Annotated in this window: 17 protein-coding genes; 6 read left to right on the top strand and 11 right to left on the bottom strand. The window is 67.0% G+C overall.

From position 1 onward, the window contains the following. Positions 1 to 47: 47 nt before the first annotated feature. From dapC to ACV7NQ_RS10575, 3 genes are all read right to left on the bottom strand, one after another. Positions 48 to 1157 carry a succinyldiaminopimelate transaminase gene (dapC, locus tag ACV7NQ_RS10565; RefSeq protein WP_463365614.1) on the bottom strand — a complete coding sequence of 370 codons (1110 nt, stop codon included), beginning with the start codon at positions 1155 to 1157 and terminating at the stop codon, positions 48 to 50. An 8-nt stretch (positions 1158 to 1165) separates the two neighbouring features. Beyond that, on the bottom strand, positions 1166 to 1489 hold the full coding sequence (gene fdxA / locus ACV7NQ_RS10570) for a ferredoxin (RefSeq protein ID WP_014987978.1): 324 nt from the start codon (positions 1487 to 1489) through the stop codon (positions 1166 to 1168). A gap of 166 nt (positions 1490 to 1655) precedes the next feature. After that, complete coding sequence (locus ACV7NQ_RS10575; RefSeq protein WP_463359459.1) at positions 1656 to 4256, bottom strand: bifunctional FO biosynthesis protein CofGH; 2601 nt, start codon at positions 4254 to 4256, stop codon at positions 1656 to 1658. A 372-nt stretch (positions 4257 to 4628) separates the two neighbouring features. Here ACV7NQ_RS10575 and ACV7NQ_RS10580 point away from each other — a divergent pair, with 372 nt between their 5' ends. Further along, a complete protein-coding gene (locus tag ACV7NQ_RS10580; RefSeq protein WP_463365615.1) occupies positions 4629 to 5126 on the top strand; it encodes a PH domain-containing protein in 498 nt (165 codons plus the stop codon). After that, positions 5123 to 6754: a PH domain-containing protein gene (locus tag ACV7NQ_RS10585; protein WP_463359460.1), complete on the top strand. Its 1632-nt coding sequence runs from the start codon at positions 5123 to 5125 to the stop codon at positions 6752 to 6754. Before ACV7NQ_RS10580 ends, ACV7NQ_RS10585 begins: the two co-directional genes overlap by 4 nt. Before the next feature lie 168 nt (positions 6755 to 6922). Here the strand turns inward: ACV7NQ_RS10585 and ACV7NQ_RS10590 are convergent, their stop codons facing one another. The 5 genes from ACV7NQ_RS10590 to typA all read right to left on the bottom strand — a co-directional run bounded on the left by ACV7NQ_RS10590 (position 6923) and on the right by typA (position 12265). Then, positions 6923 to 7366, bottom strand: a complete 444-nt coding sequence (locus ACV7NQ_RS10590) for a hypothetical protein (protein ID WP_463359461.1) — start codon at positions 7364 to 7366, stop codon at positions 6923 to 6925. After that, the gene (locus ACV7NQ_RS10595; protein WP_463359462.1) at positions 7363 to 7521 is read right to left on the bottom strand and encodes a hypothetical protein; all 159 of its coding nucleotides are present in this window, start codon (positions 7519 to 7521) and stop codon (positions 7363 to 7365) included. Before ACV7NQ_RS10595 ends, ACV7NQ_RS10590 begins: the two co-directional genes overlap by 4 nt. Positions 7522 to 7700: 179 nt before the next feature. Then, positions 7701 to 8576, bottom strand: coding sequence for an N-acetyl-1-D-myo-inositol-2-amino-2-deoxy-alpha-D-glucopyranoside deacetylase (gene mshB, locus ACV7NQ_RS10600; protein ID WP_463359463.1), 876 nt, complete (start codon positions 8574 to 8576; stop codon positions 7701 to 7703). Then, complete coding sequence (locus ACV7NQ_RS10605; RefSeq protein ID WP_463365616.1) at positions 8573 to 10303, bottom strand: ABC transporter family substrate-binding protein; 1731 nt, start codon at positions 10301 to 10303, stop codon at positions 8573 to 8575. Before ACV7NQ_RS10605 ends, mshB begins: the two co-directional genes overlap by 4 nt. Positions 10304 to 10366: 63 nt before the next feature. Then, on the bottom strand, positions 10367 to 12265 hold the full coding sequence (gene typA, locus ACV7NQ_RS10610) for a translational GTPase TypA (protein WP_463359464.1): 1899 nt from the start codon (positions 12263 to 12265) through the stop codon (positions 10367 to 10369). A 150-nt stretch (positions 12266 to 12415) separates the two neighbouring features. Here typA and ACV7NQ_RS10615 point away from each other — a divergent pair, with 150 nt between their 5' ends. Then, on the top strand, positions 12416 to 12592 hold the full coding sequence (locus tag ACV7NQ_RS10615) for a hypothetical protein (protein WP_463359465.1): 177 nt from the start codon (positions 12416 to 12418) through the stop codon (positions 12590 to 12592). A gap of 20 nt (positions 12593 to 12612) precedes the next feature. Beyond that, positions 12613 to 12903, top strand: coding sequence for a 4a-hydroxytetrahydrobiopterin dehydratase (locus tag ACV7NQ_RS10620; RefSeq protein ID WP_463359466.1), 291 nt, complete (start codon positions 12613 to 12615; stop codon positions 12901 to 12903). A gap of 9 nt (positions 12904 to 12912) precedes the next feature. Here the strand turns inward: ACV7NQ_RS10620 and ACV7NQ_RS10625 are convergent, their stop codons facing one another. Next, positions 12913 to 14193 carry a mannosyltransferase gene (locus ACV7NQ_RS10625; protein ID WP_463359467.1) on the bottom strand — a complete coding sequence of 427 codons (1281 nt, stop codon included), beginning with the start codon at positions 14191 to 14193 and terminating at the stop codon, positions 12913 to 12915. Positions 14194 to 14517: 324 nt separating this feature from the next. Between ACV7NQ_RS10625 and ACV7NQ_RS10630 the strand changes: the two genes are divergently transcribed. Both ACV7NQ_RS10630 and ACV7NQ_RS10635 read left to right on the top strand, forming a co-directional pair. Further along, entirely contained in the window at positions 14518 to 15321 is an 804-nt protein-coding gene (locus ACV7NQ_RS10630; RefSeq protein ID WP_463359468.1) for an Rv1157c family protein, read from the top strand. Between the two features lie 129 nt (positions 15322 to 15450). Then, complete coding sequence (locus ACV7NQ_RS10635; protein WP_463359469.1) at positions 15451 to 15858, top strand: hypothetical protein; 408 nt, start codon at positions 15451 to 15453, stop codon at positions 15856 to 15858. Between the two features lies 1 nt (position 15859). Here the strand turns inward: ACV7NQ_RS10635 and ACV7NQ_RS10640 are convergent, their stop codons facing one another. Next, positions 15860 to 16573 carry a DUF1906 domain-containing protein gene (locus tag ACV7NQ_RS10640; protein ID WP_463359470.1) on the bottom strand — a complete coding sequence of 238 codons (714 nt, stop codon included), beginning with the start codon at positions 16571 to 16573 and terminating at the stop codon, positions 15860 to 15862. Positions 16574 to 16764: 191 nt separating this feature from the next. Beyond that, positions 16765 to 17910 carry a hypothetical protein gene (locus tag ACV7NQ_RS10645; RefSeq protein WP_463359471.1) on the bottom strand — a complete coding sequence of 382 codons (1146 nt, stop codon included), beginning with the start codon at positions 17908 to 17910 and terminating at the stop codon, positions 16765 to 16767. Positions 17911 to 18326 lie beyond the last annotated feature (416 nt).

Genomic DNA, 18326 nt, shown 5'->3' on the forward strand with positions numbered 1-18326 from the left:
AGCAAGGATCTGCTCCCGCCGACCGGTTCGCAGGTGTCGCCGAACTGTCAGTTGTCGCTCAGTCGCCGCGCCGTGGCGGCAATCCGCTCATCGGTCGCGGTGAGCGCGATGCGCACATGCTCGGTGCTCGACGGGCCGTAGAAGTCGCCTGGTGCGGCGAGGATGCCACGGTGGGCCAGCCATTCCAGCGTGGTACGGCAGTTCTCGCCGCGGGTGGACCACAGGTAGAGGCCCGCCTCCGAGTGATCGATCCGGAAACCGGCCGCCTGCAACGCCTTTCGCAATATCTCGCGGCGCGCGCGGTAGCGCTCGCGTTGCTGCGCCTCGTGCGTGTCGTCGCCGAGGGCGGCGGTCATCGCGGCCTGGATCGGGAACGGCACCATCATCCCGGCGTGCTTGCGCACCTCGAGCAGTTCGGCGACCAGTTCGGGATCGCCCGCGACGAAACCGGCGCGGTAGCTGGCCAGGTTGGAGGTCTTGGACAGCGAGTGGATCGCGAGCAGGCCGGTGTGGTCGCCGTCGCAGACCTCGGGGTCGAGAATGGAGACGGCGTGCCCCTCCCAGGTCAGGCCGAGGTAGCACTCGTCCGAGGCGACGATCGCGCCGCGCTCGCGGGCGAATGCCACCACTTTGCGCAGGTGATCGACACCGAGCACGCGGCCGGTCGGGTTGGACGGAGAGTTCACATAGATCAGCGCGGGCGACTGTGGACCCAATTGGGTCAGACCGTCCGCCCTGGCGATCCGCGCACCGGCCAGCAGCCCGCCCACCTCGTACGTCGGGTACGCGACCTCAGGAATGACGACCAGATCACCGCTGCCGAGGCCGAGCAGCCTCGGCAATCCGGCGATCAGTTCCTTCGTGCCGATCGCGGGCAGCACGGCCGCCGGATCGACGCCGGTGATCCCGAAGCGCCGCTCGAGCGCGTCGACCGCCGCCGCCCGCAGCTCCGGCGTGCCATGCGTGGTCGGGTAGCCGGGCACCTCGGCCACCGAACTCAGCGCGGCGCGGATCAGCGGATCCACCGGATCGACCGGGGTGCCGACCGAGAGATCGACGATCCCGCCGGGATGCGCCGCCGCCTTCGCTTTCACGGAAGCAATGGTGTCCCAAGGGAAATCGGGTAGCAGACTGCTGACCCGGCCACGCGGTGACACGTCAGATCTCACTCACTCGCCATGGGGGGTAGCTCTTTGATGAACGGCGGGTCGTAATCCACCTTGCCTACCTTCGTCGCGCCGCCGGGCGAACCCAGCTCGTCGAAGAAGTCGACATTGGCGTTCACGTAGCCACTCCACTGGTCCGGGGTGTCGTCTTCGTAGAAGATCGCCTCCACCGGGCACACCGGTTCACACGCACCACAGTCCACGCACTCGTCGGGATGGATGTACAGCATGCGACCACCCTCGTAGATGCAGTCCACGGGGCATTCCTCGATGCATGCCTTGTCCTTCACGTCAACGCACGGTTCAGCGATGATGTACGGCACTGCCGCTCTCCTAGTCTGTCCTCACCTGCGGGGATAGTCCGCCCAGCGTCACACTATCCGGGCAGCCCAGGTTACTCCGGGTCAGTCTGCCCTAACCAACTGTGTTCCGCACACCACGGAAAGGTGTGTGAACCCCCTTGCCTCCGCGTCTTTGCGGCGCCTCGAACTATCCCACCGATAGCGGCAGAACCGACATTTTGTGTTGCGGGACACCGTAGGTGGTGGTCCGCTCGCGAACCGGACGGCCGACGCCTTGGGCGATCTCGGTGAGTTCCGCGACGGTCTTGGCGGAGCCGTGCTGGGAGCCCGCCATGCGGGAGATAGTCTCCTCCATCAACGTACCCCCTAAATCGTTGCAGCCGCCGTTGAGCATCATCCTGGTGCCCGCGGTGCCGAGTTTCACCCAGCTGGTCTGGATGTTGTCGATGCGGCCGTGCAGCATGATCCGCGCCAGCGCGTGCGCCGCGCGGTTGTCCCGGATGGTCGGTCCCGGCCGCGCCGCGCCCGCCAGATACAGCGGCGAGCTCTGGTGCACGAACGGCAACAGCACGAATTCGGTGAAACCGCCGGTCTCGTCCTGGATTCCGCGCAGCACCCGCAGGTGTCCGACCCAATGCTTCGGGTTGTCGACGTGGCCGTACATCATGGTGGAGCTGGAGCGTAGACCAACCTGGTGCGCGGTGGTGATCACATCGATCCACGCCGAGGTGGGCAGCTTGCCCTTGGTGAGCACCCAGCGCACCTCGTCGTCGAGGATTTCCGCGGCGGTGCCGGGAATCGTGTCCAAGCCCGCCTCCTTCAGGGCGACCAGCCAGTCGCGGATGCTCTGGCCGCCACGGGAGGCGCCGTTGACGATCTCCATCGGGCTGAACGCGTGCACGTGCATGGAGGGCACCCGGTCCTTGATCGCACGCACCAGGTCGGCGTAGCCGGTGACCGGCAGTTCCGGGTCGATGCCGCCCTGCATGCAGATCTCGGTGGCGCCGTCGACATGCGCCTCCCAGGCCCGGTCCGCGACCTCGTCCATGCTCAGGGTGAACGCGTCGGCGTCACCCTTGCGCTGGGCGAACGCACAAAAGCGGCAGCCGGTGTAGCAGATATTGGTAAAGTTGATGTTCCGGTTGACCACATACGTGACGTCGTCACCGTTGACATCGCGGCGCAGCTGATCGGCCAACGCGGCCACGGCTTCCAGCGCGGGTCCGTCGGCGGTGGCCAACGCCAGGTACTCGGCGTCGGAGAGTCCTGCCGGGTCGCTCTCGGCGGCGCGCAGCGCGGCGAGCACCTCCGAATCGAGCCGCTCGGGTGCGGTGACCGCGAGGTCGCGGGCCTGCTCACGGATGGTGTCCCAATCGCCGAAGGCGCCGACGATATCCTGGCCGAGAGCCGAATCACTGCGGCTCTCGGTGTTACGGCCCTCGGTGTCGATCGAGGTGTTCAGGTCTACTCGTCCGGCCGATTCCCACGACTCGTCCGGCTCCTGCCAGGGCAGGCCGACCGGCATCGCGTCCGGGTTCGCCAGACCGGTGGCCTGGTCGGTGAGCGCGCCGACGTGTGCGCCGATGCGCGGATCAACCCACGGGTTGCCCGCCCGCACGTACTTCGGGTGCGCCGAGGTGCGTTCGACGAGCTGGTAACCGGCGGCCTCGGTGATCTCTCGCAGCGTGTCCAGGTTCGGCCACGGCCGCTCCGGGTTCACGTGGTCCGGCGTCACCGGTGACACGCCGCCCCAGTCATCGATGCCCGAGTCGATCAGGGCGCGACATTCCTCGTGCGACACCAGGTTCGGCGGCGCCTGCACCGGAACGTCGGGTCCGAGCAGCAGCCGGGTCACCGCGATGGTTGCGCGGAATTCCTCCAGGCCCGCGTCGGGGACATCGCGCATGGCGGTGTCGTTCTTGGCACGGAAATTCTGGATGATCACTTCCTGGATGTGCCCGAATGCCTTGTGCTGCTTGCGAATCGCCATGATCGACTCGGCCCGCTCGTGCAGCGTCTCGCCGATGCCGACCAGGATGCCGGTGGTGTAGGGCACCGAAAGCCGACCAGCGTCGGTGATGGCGCGCAGCCGGACCGCGGGATCCTTGTCCGGGCTCCCGTAGTGGCACTGGCCCTTTTCGGTGAACAGCCGGGTGGAGGTGGTCTCCAGCATCATGCCCATCGACTGGGCCACCGGCTTGAGCCGCGAGATCTCCTCCCACGACATCACACCGGGATTCAGATGCGGCAGCAGCCCGGTCTCCTCGAGCACCATGATCGACACGGCGCGCAGGTAGTCCAGGGTGGAGTCGTAACCGCGCTCGTCGAGCCACTGCGCGGCCTCCGGCCAGCGGTCCTCGGGACGGTCGCCGAGGGTGAACAGCGCCTCTTTGCAACCGAGCGCCGCGCCCTGGCGAGCGATCTCGAGCACCTCGTCGGGCTCCAGGAACATGGCCTTGCCCTCGGCGCGCAGTTTGCCCGGCACCGTGACAAAGGTGCAGTAGTGACATTTGTCCCGACACAGCCGCGTCAACGGAATGAACACATTGCGCGAATAACTGATGGTCTTGGGCCGACCCGCCGATTCCAGCCCGGCATCACGCACCCTGGCCGCGCTCTGGGTCAGATCGACCAGATCCTCGCCGCGTGCGTGAAGCAGCACGGCGGCTTCGTCCACGTTCAAGGTCACGCCATCGCGGGCCCGCCGCAACGCCCGGCGCATGGCCGACGGCGTGGGCGGTGCGGGCGGGACGCTCGGGGTCGCTAGCTCGGTCACGCCCTCGATCATGCGCTACACATCCCGGTGTGTCTCCTTCGGTGTTGAACTGGCCGCGCCTGCGCGCGGCGTCTTCGCGGCCAGACCAGGTTCACGAAATCCGCGCCGTTGTGGTTGGCGGTGACAACTCCGCGACAGCGCGGGCTATTCCCCGTTGCGCGTCAAGTCCGTTGCGTCTCGCCAACCAGTAAGACCTGCAGCGATGTCCGCAGGGCGCAATGAAGCAGGAACCCATCGAGAAGGCCACCAGGCCTTTGCAGGAATCCCCGACCTGCAGCTGCAGAGTGGGGAGGATGCCAAACATCCGGATTCGTCTTCCCTCCGGTGCTCATGAGTGGTGACAAACCGCGAGCCCCGGCCCCCAAGCGTGCAACCATGTCAGGCATGTCGCAGCCGCGCACGATCATGGCCGATCCCGCCTGGCGCCCCAGCCCCAAAGCGAAACTGTTGTGGACTGTTCAGGCGGTGCTGGCCTGGATCATTCCGTTGGCAGCGCTGATCGTCTGGGTGGTGGTGGACTCGGGGCACCGTGCGGCGCAGCTGATCGTGTTCGCGGTTCTCGCGGTGTTCGCGGTGTTCAGCATCGGTGTGGTGCCGCTGTGGCGGTACGCCGTGCATCGCTGGGAGGTCACCGACGAGGCCGTCTACACCCGAATCGGCTGGTTGACCCAGGAGAGCCGGGTCGTGCCGATCTCCCGGGTGCAGACCGTGGACACCGAACGCGGGCCGTTGGAGCGGCTGCTCGGACTTGCCACGGTGACCGTCACGACCGCCTCGTCGGCGGGGGCGGTGCAGATCTCCGCACTCGATCTGCCGGTCGCCGAGCAGACCGTCACCCGGCTGACCGAAATCGCCGCGCTGCACCGCGGGGACGCGACATGACCGAGCCCGCCGCTCCCGCCGCTGCGGAAACCGAACAGCCGTGGCTGCGGCTCGACAAGCGGATGCTGCTGGTCCACCCGATCAACGAGGTGGTGAGGTTCATCCCGGCGCTGATCGGTGCGATCATTCTCGGCACGAGCAGCGGCAATCACGGGTGGAGCATCATCGTGCTTGCGCTCATCGTCGGGTTCGCACTGACCCGCTGGTTCACCACCACCTATCGGGTCGGCCCGACGCACGTCGAGTTGCGCACCGGATTGATTCAGCGCAAGAAACTCTCGGTGCCACGCACCCGAATCCGGTCGGTCGATATCGAAGCCGACCTCTTGCACCGGGTGCTCGGGCTCGCGGTCCTGGCGATCGGCACCGGCCGGCACGCGGACAAGCGCGAACAGTTCAAGCTCGACGCATTGGACGTACGGGTGGTGCCCGCGCTGCGGGCGGCGCTACTCGCACACACCGCAGGCGATGCCGGACAACAGGTTCCGCTCTCGCCCGACGTCGATGCGACCGATTCGAATGCCGATCCGCTACGAAAAGGATTGCCGCAGGATGCATCCGGCGCGCCCATCAGAGCCGCGCGGGAGATCGGACACTGGCAGCCGAGCTGGGTGCGCTACGCGCCGCTGTCACTGACCGGCTTCGCGATCATCGCGCCGATCGTGGGTTTGGCGTTCCAGTACGGACTCGGTGAGCGGCTCTTCCGCTCGGGCGCGGTGCACAGCATCGAACAGGGCACCGCGATATTTCTCGCGCTCGCCGGACTCGCGGTGTTCGTCGCCCTCGTACTCGTGGTCAGCCTGGCCGCCTGCGCCCGTTATCTGGCAACGTATTTCGGCCTGCGCGTCCTCGACGACAGCCGCACTCTTCACGTGCGCCACGGCCTGCTCACCACCCGCCAGATCACCCTCGACCTGGCCCGCTTCCGCGGCGCCACGGTCAACGAGCCGCTGCTGCTGCGGCTGGCGGGCGCCGCTGAACTCGAAGCCATCATGGTCGGCACCAACCCTCGGCAGAAGATCTTGCCCCAAGCCCCGCGCTGGGCTGTCGAACGCACGCTCGCAGAACTGCTCGTACCCCGCGGCGCCGGGAATTCCGATGCCGCGCCGAACGATCCGAACCGACCGAATACCGGACAGGACAACGCATCCCGGCTGGGCTCGGCGCCGCTGGCTGCGCATGGACCGGCCGCGCATCGCCGCAGGTACTCCCGCGCATTGGTGCCGATACTCCTCGTCGCGGCCGCCATGCTGATCATTTCCCTTGCCGGAGTGGAGTATTCGGCGTGGTGGTGGTTGCTGCCCGTCATCGCCGCGGTCATCGCCGCCGCACTGGCCGAAGACCGCTACCGGGGGCTCGGCCACACCGTCCTACCGGCCACAGACCACAGTCCGGCCTGGCTGATCACCCGCGCAGGCGCGCTCGACCGCGACCGGGACTGCCTGGAGGCCCCCGGTGTGATCGGCTGGACGGTCCGCCAGTCCTTCTGGCAACACCGTTCCGGGGTGGCCACCGTGGTCGCCGCTACCGCCGCGGGTAAAAAGCGCTACCTGGTGATCGACATCCCGATCGACCAGGCATGGGCGCTCATCGAGGCAGTTACTCCCGGGCGGCTTGGGGCCCGTTGATCCCGCGCAGCAGCCATCGGCAGCGCGTCCCGGCGGCGGAACCCTTTGCTGCCGGCCCGCTCGGCCACGTTCAAGTCCCGCGAAGTGACCTGCGCGAAATCGGCGGTGTCGCTGGGTGGCGGATGGGCCGTCGCCACGTTGACCGCACACCCACGGCGGCAACAGAACTCAGCGGCGGCTGAACAGCCCCGGGTTGAGCCGCACATAGAGGTACAGCGATGGCGGCAGCAGGCCACAGAACAGTAGAAGCACTGTGCGCCAATCGCTTCCGAGCATGATGTCGCCACCGGGGCCGCTCATCGAGCAGATGAGGAAGCCGACGATCCATGCGGCGATCGGCAGGAACATGAGGCCGACGCGGGGGGTCACCGAGCGGACGCCCATCACCAATAGGACGTTGATGACGCCTGCCAGCACGGCCGACAGCGGGAAGGCGACCGTGCCGATGTAGGTCGGCAGGTAGAGCACCTCGAGTGCCAGGGTGATCAGCGCGTCGATGACGAGGACGGCAATGATCACCGGGCCGAGATATGCCATCCAGGGTCGGGGAATGCCCTGGCTGGACTCCGCCGGAGTCCGATCACCCGCGTTGCTGTCGACGGTGGCCGTCACGCGACCGGCGGGAAGCCGAGGAGCGTCAGCAGCTGGCTCTGCATGTCGACGAACGCGTATAGCACCGACATATACAGATCGTGCTGTTGCTGCGCGCCCGGTCGCAGGCTGTCCACGAAGCCCGCGATCGCGTTTTGTAGGTCCCAGTTGTACATAGTTATCGAGTCTATTCCGGCGGTCTTCCGAATGGATCCCGCCCGATCGGTTCGGCCGAAGTTCAGTCGCCGTCGACGGGGATGTTGGCCACCACCTGGAATTCACCCGTGTAGCCCTTGCTCTCCTCGGCGATGGCTCACCGAGCGAAGCGGTACCCGGCGCCCGATATCGACGACCCTCAGGCAATGCCTGTGAAAAGGTCGTGTTCCCGACCGTCCGAGCCGACGACACCCCGGTGCCCACGCACCAAGACGTAGTGCTCCTCCGGCAGCACCGGCTGCGCGATGTTGTTGGACAACGCGAACTCCCGGCCCGATGGCGCCACCATCACCTGCGTGGCGTGCGCCCGCAGCGCCGCCTGTTTCGCGGCGAGTGCATCGGACACGTCGATTGTCGTGGTCACCGTGTGGCTCGGCACGCTGGCAAGTTCCCCGAGCGCGGGAAGCCGCCAACCTGGCGGCAACGCGCCAGGCAACCCGTCGACGGTCCGCCGCGCCAGTGCCTCGGTGTGCAGGCGCAGCATGTCGCCGTCGGTGACCGTCCAATAGAACTTCGGGGTGTCCCAGCCTTGGTCGGCCGCCGCGTGCACCGCAGCCGTGGTGATCTGGTGGGCCGTGATGTGGTCGGGGTGGCCGTAGCCGCCCCTCGGGTCATAGCCGATCACCACCTGCGGCTGTAGCTCGAGCAGCACCTCGGTCAGGGTGTCCACCGCCGCGGCGCCGGAGTGCACGAAGGCCCCCGGGTACTCCGCAGCCGGGGTGCCCGCCATGCCGGAGTCGCGCCAGTGGCCCGCGCCACCTAGGAATCGCGGCGGCGACGCGTCCAGCGCGGCAAGGGCCCTCGTCAGTTCGAGCACTCGGTAGCCGCCGAGTTGGTCGGCTCGGTCGGCGGTCAACTGGGCCCACTCGTCGCCGATCACCTCGCCCTCTTCGCCGAGGGTGCAAGTCACCACCGTCACCTGCACGCCGCAGCGGCGATAGTGCGCGATGGTGCCGCCCGTGGTGATGGATTCGTCGTCCGGGTGGGCGTGGACCAGCAGCAACCCACCCGTCATGGGATCCGGCGCCACATCGCCGCGTCGCCGAAGATGCCGACCTGGATCGCACCGCTCAGCGACGCACCGTCCACCCTCGGACCGGACGCGGCGACGACGTTGTCCTGCACGATCGGTAGCACCGTCGCCAGACCCCACAGCTTCGGCTCGGCATCGGCGAGCACGCGGCGGACGTCGACCCCGCGCAACGCGTCATCGATCGCGGGCTGCAGCGCCGGATCGCACACTCCCGAAACGTTGCTCGGTGCCTTGGCCGCCTCGGCACTGACCTGCGAATTCCCATTGGTCGCACCGGTATCCACGGGCGGGCAGCCGTAACGGGAGGCCAGCACGGTGGCCGGGTCCGAGCCCGCGACCTCCCAGCCGACGATCGCATCGACCGCACTGTCGGTCAGATCCTTGCCGTAGAGCGAGTCCGCTGCGACACTGCGCACGCTGGCATCGATTCCGGCACTGCGCAATTGGTCGGCGGCGGTATTCGCCACCGCGAGCGCGGTGTTGTCACCGGTAACCGCGCCGATCCGAATCGCCAGCGACTTACCGTTTTTCGCAAGCGGACGCGGCCGCGGCGCGGGTGAGGTCGGCGAGGTGACCGCTGGCGGTTCCGGCGCGCGGCCGTATCCGGCCTCGCCGAGCAGTCCGAAGGCTTCGTCGGCACTCGGCCGCGGCGGCGAGGTCGGTGCGTAGCCGGGATCCGAGGGGGTCAGGATCTGCGCGCGCACCGGCTCGACCCAGCCGCCGGTCTGCGCGCCGACGGTGGCGAGCAGCGCCGGATCCAGCAGCGCGAGCACGCCGTGCCGGACCCGTGGATCGCTGAGATCGCCACTGCGCCCGTTCAATACGAATTGCAGCTCGCGCGACTGCGGCATGATCGCGGTGCGGACCGACGGAATCGCCGCCAGCTGCGCCTGCGTCGCGACACCCCCGTGCACCAGCGTCATCTGAGCGTCGCCGGTGCGCAGCGAATCGGCCAGCTGCGCGGGAGTTCCGCCGCGGCGCAACAGAATCTGATCCGGTGCGGCGGGCGTACCCCAGTACCGGTCGTTGCGTTCGAGCAGGATTTCGTCCCTGCCCCGGTCGACCGATTTGATGTCGAAATTGCCGCCCGATACCGGGATCTTCTCGACAAGACCATTGGCGAAGCCGCCGGGCACGTCCTTGACCAGATGCGAAGGCAGCAGGTTCGAAAACAGTTCGCGCCAGGCCGGATACGGTTCGGTCATGGTGACGGTGACGGTCTTGCCGCCGCCGGAGGAACTCACATCCGAGATGTGCCGATAGCCCGCCGGATCGACCACGCCGGGCTGGGTGATCATCTGCTGCCACAGGAACCGGAAGTCCTCCGCGGCGATCGGCGCACCGTCCGACCAGTTCGCCTGGTTGCGCAACTGATAGGTGATCGTGAACGGATCCTGAGCGGTGACATCGGCCGACACCACCAGCGCCGTATCCGGCACCCACTCGGTGGCGCCGGGCACGGCCGGATTCGGCACCGGACGGAACGGACTCGGGAGCACCATCGAACTCACTGCCGCGGTGGCGGGCGACTGGTCGGAACGCAGATGCGGATTGAATCCGATACCGATGTCGTCGATGGCCACCACAACGGTGTTCTTGCCCGGTTTGGCCGGCGTCGTCTTGGGGCTGTCGGTGCTTTCGATCGGCGGTGGCGGGTTCGCGGTGCAGCCGGCGAGCACCGTTATCGAGGCCGCCATGATCACCAGCATGCTGCGCACCGTCGCGCGGCGTCTTGGCCCCGAACTCACGGTCGGCACTCTACCTTTGCCGGTTTACAGCGCGGCCCGGTCCCGAGCCTTCCGTCGCGACAGCTCGCGGCCGCGCTCGGTCGCGCCCAGGATCACCTTGCGCACCCGGACCACTTCCGGCGTCACCTCGACGCACTCGTCGCCCGCGCAGAACTCCATCGCCGCTTCCAGATCCAGCTGCAGCGGCTTGGCGAGGGTCTCCATCACGTCGGCGGTCGAGCTACGCATATTGGTCAGCTTCTTCTCGCGGGTAACATTGATATCGAGATCCTCGGCGCGCGGGTTGACACCCACGACCATGCCCTCGTAGGTGTCCGCGCCCGGTTCGACGAAGAACTGGCCACGGTCGGAGAGCTGGATCATGGCGAACGGGGTCACCGAGCCGGCCCGGTCGGAGACCAGCGAGCCGGTGTGACGGGCGCGGATTTCGCCTGCCCACGGCGCGTAGCCGTGGAAGACGGCGTTGGCGATACCCGTGCCGCGGGTCTCGGTGAGGAAGTCGGTGCGGAAACCGATCAGGCCGCGCGACGGAACGATGAACTCCATCCGCACCCAACCGGCCGCATGGTTGTTCATCTGGACCATCTTGCCCTTGCGCGCGGCAAGCAGCTGCGTAATGGCGCCCAGGTATTCGTCGGGGCAGTCGATGGTGAGCTCTTCGTAGGGCTCGTGCACCTTGCCGTCGACCTGCCTGGTCACCACCTGCGGCTTGCCGACGGTCAGCTCGAAGCCCTCGCGTCGCATCTGCTCCACCAGGATGGCCAGCGCCAGCTCACCACGGCCCTGCACCTCCCAGGCGTCCGGGCGACCGATGTCGAGCACCCGCAGCGACACATTGCCGACCAGTTCCTGATCGAGGCGCGACTTCACCATCCGCGCGGTCAGCTTGTGGCCCTGCACCCGGCCGACGAGCGGCGAGGTGTTGGTGCCGATTGTGACCGAGATCGCAGGCTCGTCGACGGTGATGCGCGGCAGCGCGACCGGATTGTCCGGATCGGCGAGCGTGTCACCGATCATGATGTCCGCGATGCCCGCGATGGCGACGATGTCACCGGCCTCGGCGACCTCGCCGGGCTGGCGCTCGACGCCGATGGTCTGCAGCAGCTCGGTGATCTTGACGGTCTTGATGCCGTCGGCGTGCATCCAGGCGACGTTCTGACCCTTGCGCAGCTCGCCGCTGTAGATGCGGACCAGCGCGATGCGGCCGAGGAAGGCCGAGGCGTCGAGGTTGGTGACGTGCGCCTGCAACGGCCCGGTCGGGTCGCCCTTGGGCGCCGGGATGTTCTCCATCAGCACGTCGAAGAGCGCGTCGAGGTTCTCCGCGTCCGGTGCGTGCCCGTTCTCGGGACGCTCCTTGGACGCCTTGCCCTCGCGGCCCGAGGCGTACAGGACCGGCAGGTCCAGCGCGAGCTCGGCGGCCTCGGCGGCGGCATCGTCCAGATCGGAAGCCAGGTCGAGCAACAGATCGTGGCTCTCCTCGACAACCTCCTCGATGCGGGCGTCGGGGCGGTCGGTCTTGTTCACCACCAGGATCACCGGCAACGACGCGGCAAGCGCCTTGCGCAGCACGAACCTGGTCTGCGGCAGCGGCCCCTCGGACGCGTCGACCAGCAGCACGACACCGTCGACCATGGAAAGGCCACGTTCGACCTCACCACCGAAGTCGGCGTGGCCGGGTGTGTCGATGACGTTGATCACGGTGACCGAGCCATCCGGGTGGTGCCGGTGGACAGCGGTGTTCTTGGCGAGAATGGTGATGCCCTTCTCGCGCTCCAGGTCACCGGAGTCCATCACCCGATCGATGAGCTCGGCTCGCTCGGCGAAAGCTCCGGACTGGCGCAGCATGGCGTCGACCAGCGTCGTCTTACCGTGGTCGACGTGGGCCACGATGGCGACGTTGCGAAAATCGCGTGCAGACGACACGCCTAATCCTCCTGCTGTTGGTGTTGGTGCGGGCCGACCCCTGCAAACAGGTGGAGAATCGATACTCACCGGGCATTGCGGCCAGCAACAGACTACCGGTAAACGGGTGCACTGCAGACCAACGCCTCACTAAGGGTATGCTAACCAATCATGGGCAAGGTCAAGGCTAAGCAGGTTTCGAGTCTGAAACCCAAGAAGAAGTGCTGTCGCAAGAAGACGCGCTGCCTGCAATGCCCTGTCGTCATCATGCGGATGAAACGCCTGGAGGCCGACGGCTGCTGCGGCAAGGACCTGAAGAAGGGCCTCGAGAAAGCCCGCGCCGCCTGATCAGCGCGGATACTAGGGCTATGGCTACCGAACTGTTGTCCGACGCCGATATCAACGACGCACTGAGCGACCTGCCCGACTGGGAACAGACGGGCGACACCATCACCCGCACGATCGAGGCGCCGAGCTTTCTCGAAGGAATCGAGTTGGTGCGGCAGGTCGCCGAGGTCGCCGAGGCCGCCGACCATCACCCGGATATCGATATCCGCTGGCGCCGAATCACTTTCGCACTGTCGACCCATTCGGCGGGCGGGCTGACCGGCCGCGACATGGTGCTCGCCCATCAGATCGATCGGCTGGCGGCAAGCTGAGACCGGCCGCTACTCGCCAGCGGCGAGGCGCAGCGCCCGATCGCTGACGACGTGTCGATCGGCCGCCCACACCTTCGGGAACGTGCGTAGCCGTTCCCGGGTGTTGGCGAGATCCGTGCCGAGCACCGCTCGCCCCTGCCAGATCATCCAGGCCAACAGCACCAGCACACCCACGGCATCGATGGCGCCGAGCCAGGACAGCACGGCCGGGCGGGGAATGGTCCAGATCGAGTGCTGGAAGAACGACAGCACCCACGGCACGCCGATCAGCGTCGTCACCAGCCAGTAGGCCGCGATTATCCGGGCGCCGACGACCTGCCGCAGCGGCCCGTAGACCAGCCACAGCACCGTCGGCAGCAACCACACCCAGTGGTGCGACCAGGAGATGGGCGACACCATCAGACCGAACAGCTGCACCAGGATCAGGGTGCCCATCCGGTCGTCGGAACCCAGTGTGCGCCAAGCGAGCAACGTCAGCACGGCCACGACCAGCACGGCCGCGATCCACCACGGCCCGGATTCGACATCGTGGCCGAGGATGCGGCTGAGCGTGCCACGCAGCGATTGGTTCCACACCGAGCCGACCGGCCCGATCCGGCTGGCATCGCCGAGCAGCGTGCCGAAGTAGCGCTTCGCCTCGACGTGCGCGATCAGGAAACTCACCCCGACCGTCGCGGCGAACACCAGCGCCGAGCAGATCACCGTGGCCCAGCGACGCCGCGCCACGAAGTGCAACCCGGTGATCGCCGGGGTCAGCTTGATGCCCGCCACGACGCCGACCAACAGACCCGACAACCACCACCGGGAGCTGCGCACCGCGACCATGGCGCCGAGCACCAGGAACACATTGACCTGCCCGTAGTCGATCGTGGTCCGCACCGGTTCCAACCACATGCCCAGCGCGGTCCAGCCGACGGCGGCGGTCTGCCAGCCCGGTTCGCGAACCCGCTGCTCGCCCAGAATCAGTTCGAGACTGATCCACACCACGCCGTAGAGCGCGGCGACGGTAGCCAGCAGCCACAGCACCGCGATCACCGTGAACGGCAGGAAGTGCAGCGGGAAAAACACCAGCGCCGCGAACGGCGGGTAGGTGAACGGAAGCGGAAAGTCCGGCGTCTTCTCGGCGTAGGTGAAGTCGTAAAGCCGGTCGGTCAGCAGCGCGGCGGATCCGTCGACGTAGACGTGCAGGTCGACCAGGTTCATCCCGTTCTTCGACAGCAGCATCCACAACAGCCTGGCCGACACGGACAGACCCAGCACCGGCACAGCCAGCCGTAGGCGTCGGTTCAATTCGCAGGCTTTCGAGTAGAGGCGGGTCGTCGGCCCGCAACCCACGGATGTTCGGGGGTCCGGCGACAAGATCTGAAGGCTCCGATTAGATTAACCGCAGCCTCGAGCGGCCCCACCGGGCCCTCGAACCACTGATAACATTTGCATCACCATTCACTCCTGTAACATCAATCGGCGCTACCGTCTGATAACACTGTTCGTCCACAGCGCCTATCGGGATACTGCGGCTGTACAACACGGCGACCGTGTCCCTAGAGTGACCCCGAAACAATTACTTTTCAGCATCGACTCCAGATGTACCCGAGGTTAAGGACGGCTAGACCAGTGCTTCGCACCCGAGGATCGCGGATCGCATTGTCCGTACTCGCCATAACGGCGAGTGCTTCGCTTGCCGCGCCGATGACAGCTGTCGCAGCCCCGGCTCCCGCGCCTGCGGCAGTTCCGAACAATGTCCCGATGGTGCCCGAAGGCGTCCCGGTCGATGTGCTCGCCGCGCTCGCCCCGGCCATCGTCGGCGCTATCGCGGGCCCCGCCGACATCGCAGCCACCCGCCCGGTCGCGGGCGGCCCGCAGTCCGCCCTGCTCGATCAGGCCCGCAAGCTGCTTGCCACCCTGAACCTGCCCCCGCAGATCAAGTCCACCCTGGAAAAGATCATCACATTCCTGGACGGCAGCGGCGGTGGCGGCCCGGAGATTCCGCCGGGCGGCCCGGCCATCGCCCAGTTCCTCTACCCGACCATCGGTAAGGGCTGCATCGGCCCCGGCGCCGATTCCATCGGCACCGCGCTGGCCGTGCCAGGCCCGGCGCAGCTGCCGCCGCCCGGACCGACGCCCGGTCAGGCCGGGTTCGTGTTTACCGCGCTCGGCACCAAATCGCCGACTCCGGTGCAGAACCCGCCGATGACGGTCCAGTGGATGAACCTGGACACCCGCAAGTCCGGCATCCAGCCGCTGACCGACGAGGCGAAGATCAACCCCGACGGTCCGGCCACACTGTCCGCGATCGCCGACACCGGCTTCGGCCGCATCGTCGCGGTGGTCTCCGGCTCGCTGACCACCAAGGCCGACGACGCCGCTCCGCGCACCTGCTCGTTCCTGCCGACGCTCGGATTCTTCACCGTCGCTTGACTTGTCGAAGCCCGGCGCGTCCGTCCGGACCGCCGGGCTTCGTCATGTCATCCCACGCCCGGTCGACACATGCGGCCTAATCGCCCGCGATAGTGCATAACCTCACCACACCTGTGGTAGACCGAAGCTATGGCTACCGTCGAAGTGTCGCTGCGGCGCAATAATTCGATAGAGAGCACGAATTCGTCCCCGCTCCCGATCCAGCGCAGGCCGTCGATCCGAAGCAAGCGCTCGCGGCGATCCATACTGTCTTTCCGTTCCGAGGGCTCGATCCTGTCCATCGGCTCCGCGTACTCGATCCTCTCGATCGGCAGCGTCGGGTCGGTGTTGTCGATCGGCTCGGTCGGGTCGTTCGGCTCGGTGATCTCCTCGGGCTCGTTCGGTAGCGTCGGCTCGGCATTCTCCGGGCTGTCGCGCTGGTCCCTGTTCTCCTGGCTCGGTGATCACGAAGCGCCGGAGAATCGGCCCACGCTGCGCGTCGTCCCCGATGACGAGCCGGAACTACGCTTGGCACCGACCTGCCACTGCCAGACCTAACTCACCACTGCCCGTACTCGGGCTGCAGGACATTGTTGAGGTCGACGCCGATGCCGTCGATAAATCGCTGGTCGATCTCGATCTGGTGCAGGTGCGCGGCCGGGTGTACGAATCCCTTCGGCGTGCCCCAATTGTGCTGCCAGTACCAGGAACCGATGCCGGCGACGCGGGCCAACTCGATGGTCGGCGCGTTCGCGTACACCCCGGTGTTCTCCTTGCCGACCACGGACTCCCAGCCGAGCAGGTATGGCGCGATCAAGACGGCGAAGTCGACCGGCGACGGGTTGTCATCGATCGAGGCGTAGATCGGCCGGTTCTCCGGGCCGCCCGCGGCCAGGTGCAGTTCGAGCCCCCGTGCGGCATGTTTCTTGCCCGCCTCCATGCCGCCGCGCCAGTCCGCGGTCTGGCCCTTGCCGAACTGGTAGTTCGAGACGATCGTCAGGCCCTGGGCGTGCAGCTGGTCGACCTCCCCCGCACGCAGCGGCTTGCCCTCCATCCATTCGGCGCCCGGGCGGCGATCCGATACATACCGGATCACGCCCATATGCCCGGCTTCCTTGATCGCCGAGGCCGAAGGGACGCCACCGGCGTAATCGACCAGGGTGCCGAGGGTTCCGCCAGCGGAGCCGCGGGGCGCGCCAAAGGTCATCCCTACGGCAGCCGTGGCCGCGGCATAGACGAACAGCTCCCGGCGGGATACATGAATGGAACGCATCGCAGGACTCCTTCGCGCCAACCTCGACATGGATAGCAGCGTGCCCGGCGCACCTTCCCCAGAAGTCACTCACGCGCCGGGAGCCTCGAACGTGCACTCATTTCACCATATTCACATCTGAACCGCTAGACCCATTGGCAACATAAATCACATTCCGCCACAGGAGTTCACACGGGCAGATCGGGGTCAGTTCACGCCATACCGTCGATGCGGGCGGCGACGTCGATGGTCCGGCTGGAGCTGTCCGCCAACTCCTTGCGCACCACCCCGGCCACCTGTGCCGCCACCTTCTTTTTGATGCCTGCCAGCGCGCCGAGCGTGGCCGCCCACACCCCGTCGGCCTTGAATTCCAGCCGGATATCGTGCGTCGCGGGCGGTGGCACATCGATCACGACCAGCAGTGGATCGGCCGCCCGCGCGGTCAGCACCAGCGGGATATAGACATCGGCCCGGTAGCGGTTGGCCTTCAACACATCGACGGTGATGTCGAGGCTCACCGGCAGCGTCATGTCGAAGGACACCGCCTCGTCTGATCGATCCGCCAGTTGCGGCACCCGGATGGCGCCACGCACCGTGACGGTGGCCGAGTTGAGCGGCCCGGTCCGCAGTGGACCGATCTCGATCGGACGGCCCGCCATCCGCTCCACCACATCGAAGATGCGGTCCTTGGTCACGATGCGGGTGAAGAACCGATGCCCGAACTCGTCGTAACCAATCCACTCGAATTCGCCGTCGACGCGATGGGTCGAGCGAACTCCGTTGACCATGGCCTCGATATCGAAGACCCGGGCTCGCCGCGCCTCCGGGTCGGCGAGCATCGCGTTCACCCGATTTGCAACCTCGCGCGCCACCACCCCGGCGATGGGATCGAGCAGCCATTCCCAGGCCGCTTCGATCGCCTTGGCGCGCAGCACGAAACTGACGTCGTGGGCGGTGAGCGGTGGGATTTCGATGACGATGAGCAGCGGTTCGGCGGTCCGCGCGTGCAGCGTCAGATCGATCTCGACGACCGCCTCCAGCCGCAGCTTCCGGCCACCGAGCAGCACCTGCACCGAGAGCGAAACGGGCACGGTGACCTCGAAGGTCACGTGCGGGCCGCTACGCAGCACGGCAGGCTCGCCGACCTTGCCCTTCGCGACGAACCCGGCCAGTCCGGCGGGGCCGAGGGACAACGGGCCGATCGTCATGCCGCGCCCCGCCATGCCGGACACCGCGGCCACGATCCGATCCTCCGTCACCGCGTGGGTGACGAAACGCTCCCCGAAATCGGCATAGTCGATCCAGATGGGTTCGTCGCTGCGGTCGGTCGGCTGCATCAGATGTTCCGAAACCTTCACCTTTCAACGGACCCCCGAAACGGTACGCGACCTGCCACGCAGCACCCCGGACCGACCGGCCCGGCTCGTTTGGTGGTCCCTGTCCTGCTGATGAGGGGGTAGCAGGACAGGGACCTGACGGCGCTGCCGGGCGCCGCCGCAGTCCATTTTAGGTGTTCCAGCAACCCGCCCGACCGCGCACACGCGTGTACATCGGCTGGGGGCCCAATGACGTTCACCATCGTCGAGGTCGCAACCGACCGAATCCGACGATTCCGGGCACCTCGGCGAGTGCGAACCGATGAATCCGGATACTGCCCAACACGTTTCCACCCATCGCGGTCACCACGCCGTGGTCAGCCGCGAGCAACGATGTTCGTGAGCTGGTGAAACGGGCTCGATTCGGCGTAGAGCAGCACGTCACCGCTCTGCGGCTG

It is taken from the genome of Nocardia sp. Tas62D01, assembly GCF_055232035.1.

Coding starts and splice junctions, on each gene's coding strand:
- ACV7NQ_RS10575 (WP_463359459.1), bottom strand. CDS start 4,256: ATGATCGAGGGCGTGACCGAGCTAGCGACCCCGAGCGTCCCGCCCGCA.
- ACV7NQ_RS10580 (WP_463365615.1), top strand. CDS start 4,629: ATGTCGCAGCCGCGCACGATCATGGCCGATCCCGCCTGGCGCCCCAGC.
- ACV7NQ_RS10585 (WP_463359460.1), top strand. CDS start 5,123: ATGACCGAGCCCGCCGCTCCCGCCGCTGCGGAAACCGAACAGCCGTGG.
- ACV7NQ_RS10595 (WP_463359462.1), bottom strand. CDS start 7,521: ATGTACAACTGGGACCTACAAAACGCGATCGCGGGCTTCGTGGACAGC.
- mshB (WP_463359463.1), bottom strand. CDS start 8,576: ATGACGGGTGGGTTGCTGCTGGTCCACGCCCACCCGGACGACGAATCC.
- ACV7NQ_RS10605 (WP_463365616.1), bottom strand. CDS start 10,303: ATGCTGGTGATCATGGCGGCCTCGATAACGGTGCTCGCCGGCTGCACC.
- ACV7NQ_RS10615 (WP_463359465.1), top strand. CDS start 12,416: ATGGGCAAGGTCAAGGCTAAGCAGGTTTCGAGTCTGAAACCCAAGAAG.
- ACV7NQ_RS10620 (WP_463359466.1), top strand. CDS start 12,613: ATGGCTACCGAACTGTTGTCCGACGCCGATATCAACGACGCACTGAGC.
- ACV7NQ_RS10635 (WP_463359469.1), top strand. CDS start 15,451: ATGGCTACCGTCGAAGTGTCGCTGCGGCGCAATAATTCGATAGAGAGC.
- ACV7NQ_RS10640 (WP_463359470.1), bottom strand. CDS start 16,573: ATGCGTTCCATTCATGTATCCCGCCGGGAGCTGTTCGTCTATGCCGCG.